Genomic DNA, 2,691 nt, shown 5'->3' on the forward strand with positions numbered 1-2,691 from the left:
CCCTGCACCCCCTCAAGCACAATCAGGGATGTCTATGCATCTGCCGCTGAATAAGAGAATTGTTGATTTGTAATAAAACGAAGTAAGGTTTCCCCTCTCTCGCTTGGCGGGAGAGGGGGCTAGGGGGTGAGGGAAAGCTAGCTAGCGGTTGACATTCACATTGGGCAGATACATTTCATAATCAATATCGAAACGCCCGCCATAGGTTTCAACCCCGACATTACCAGCCTCATCTTCCGCTTGAATCAACAGTTGCAAGGGTAGAAAGGTATTGGCTGGAAGGCTGCCTTCAATTTGCCAGCGTTCAGTTGTGCCAATCTGGAAGGTATTCATGCTGACAGTTTGCCAAGCACCAGTGTTGGTTTTGACAACCATCTCAGCATCAAGCTCATCACCCGGGCCATCGTTATCGCGCTCGATCACAATTGCCCGAATTTTGCCGTCGCTAGTGCGCTGGGTATCACGAACGATTGGGTCAAAAGTATCATCAAGCAAATCATCATCAGCGCCATCGCTCAAGTATTTCAGCCGTAGCGTAATGGTGCTGAACTGGCGTAACTCACCGCCCGATGTGTTGCCTTTAAATTGGGTTGGAGTTAGCAAGAGCTGCGAGAAACGTCGATCTTGGTTGAGCGGGCCATCATCATCGAGATTATCGCTTTCGAACACGCTATAGCTAAATGGTTGGTCGGGATACCAACGATCAGTAAAATCAAAGGTTGGTTCGTGGCTCAAATAAATCTCATCAGTAATCAAACGCGTAATAACCGGATTAAAGGTTGCGGCGGTGGTTGTGGTTCCACCAAGGAACTGAATCCCTTGAATCCGTTGTTCCCCAAAACCATCGGTCAGCGACAGTGGAATGCTAAAGTTAGGCAATGATGGCAAACCCGCCGCATTGACCAACGAGCTATTAAACATCTGGCCCGTGAGCAAACCTTCGGTATCGTTGACCACGGTTGCTTGTGCCCTGAGGATTTTGCCACGGGCATTATCTTGGGCAGTCGTGTAGTTAATGTTAAAGGTAATATCGCGATCAATTGCCCGATCGGTGACAGTTGCTCGATGGGCAACTGATGGTGGGCAGGTCAAACAGGCAAAATCTTGGCGATCATTTGGGGGGAAGGGAATTGGATTAGGCACCAAGACCCGAATCATTGGCAAACCATACAAGGTTGATTGCAACAGCACTTTCTCATCGTAGACACTAAATGTGCCTGGTGTGCCTTCGCGTAAGTAGCTGCGTTTGGCCCGAACTAAGGCATAGCCAATAGGCATGCCCCCATAAAATCCTGATTGATTTTTCCACTCACGGCCAATTTCGAGAGTAAATTGAGCCATGAGTTTTTCCGAATAGCCGACTAAATCACTATCACCATAGCCAAAACCAGTATTGCCAATCCATGCTCCATGTTGCTTCATATACGCTTGAGGGAAATCGATCGCAACTGGGTTTGTAAGGCCACCAGCAACATCGTTATCGTAGACGCTATAGCCTGAGTGGCAGCCAACGCTATAGCCTAAACGATTACGTTGATAAGCATCTTCTAAGGCGACCGGACTAAAAGGATGCTGAAAGAGAACCTTTGCTTCGACTACATCTGTTGAGGTTTCAAAATTGGCCGGAATCGCCTGATAGTGGGTAAAGTGGGCATTAATTGATTGAGCTGGATAGGGCGAGTTGGACATCCCATTATTGACATCGGGCCACCAGATTGAGAGTAAATCATCTGCATCCCAGGTATCACTGATCAAACCAACCGGACGCGCACCGACTAAATTTGTCAATGTTCCCGAGATAACCTTGGCTTGATCAAGCAAGAAATCATAACCTGTCACCAAATTTGCTTGTTGCGGTTGAGGATTTAAATTGATCATGCTGCCACTCGGGAAATCGGTATGCAGGTTCATGCTCTTGAGATATAAATGAATTGCATCAGCACCTTCGACTAAGCGGCCTACGCTGAGTTCAGGCACCCATAACTGGCGACCACGATAAGGAATTGGCTTGATTGCCCCATAAATATTATCAGTCAAGATTGTTTTGTATTTCAGGCTGCTGGCGGTGAAGCTATTGGTGTTAATTCCCGAACTTGCCAAATAATCGCCTTCGTTGGCAATCACGGTTTCGTCGGGCACGCGATAGAATGGCACAACGTAATCGCCGCCAACAATTGTGACATAGCGCAAGCTCGCACAGCGTCGCGCATATTGAGTGATTAGATGATGCACGCCTTCAGCAATCCGATTGGCATAGAACGGATTATTACGATTGTTATCCCACTGCGTTGATTGATCACTAAATGCATTACTTGGCTGAATCCATGAAATATTGGCTAAATCAAGCACCAATCCGCTTGTATCGCCTGGTTTCGATGCTAAACCAAGTAATTCGGTATAAACACTGGTGTTATAAGGCGCGAATGCTTCATAAATATTAAAGTAATCGCTGTTGGTGATATACAGCGAGCGTTTGCAATCTGGTGGCTCACTCTGGTTAATCATAAAGGGAATTGGCAATGGTTTGGTCAAATTTTGATCAAATGTTGCTTCAATTGCCAAGTTGTAATCACCCGATTGATCTTCATCCAGCGGATAGACCAGCACATAATAAAAACCAGGTGTCCATAAAAAGCTATCAATGCTGGCATCGGAATAGCCATTTGAACCAATCGCGTTCAGGTTGCCAAT

At 46.5% G+C, this 2,691-nt stretch carries 1 protein-coding gene; it reads right to left on the minus strand.

Annotated elements, in window-relative coordinates:
- Nucleotides 1-141 precede the first annotated feature (141 nt).
- A partial coding sequence (locus tag DEF47_RS06615) for a hypothetical protein (RefSeq protein WP_287045034.1) occupies nt 142-2,691 on the minus strand: 2,550 nt, incomplete at its 5' end.

Origin of the sequence: Herpetosiphon sp., assembly GCF_003512625.1 — a bacterium.
GTDB lineage: Bacteria > Chloroflexota > Chloroflexia > Chloroflexales > Herpetosiphonaceae > Herpetosiphon > Herpetosiphon aurantiacus.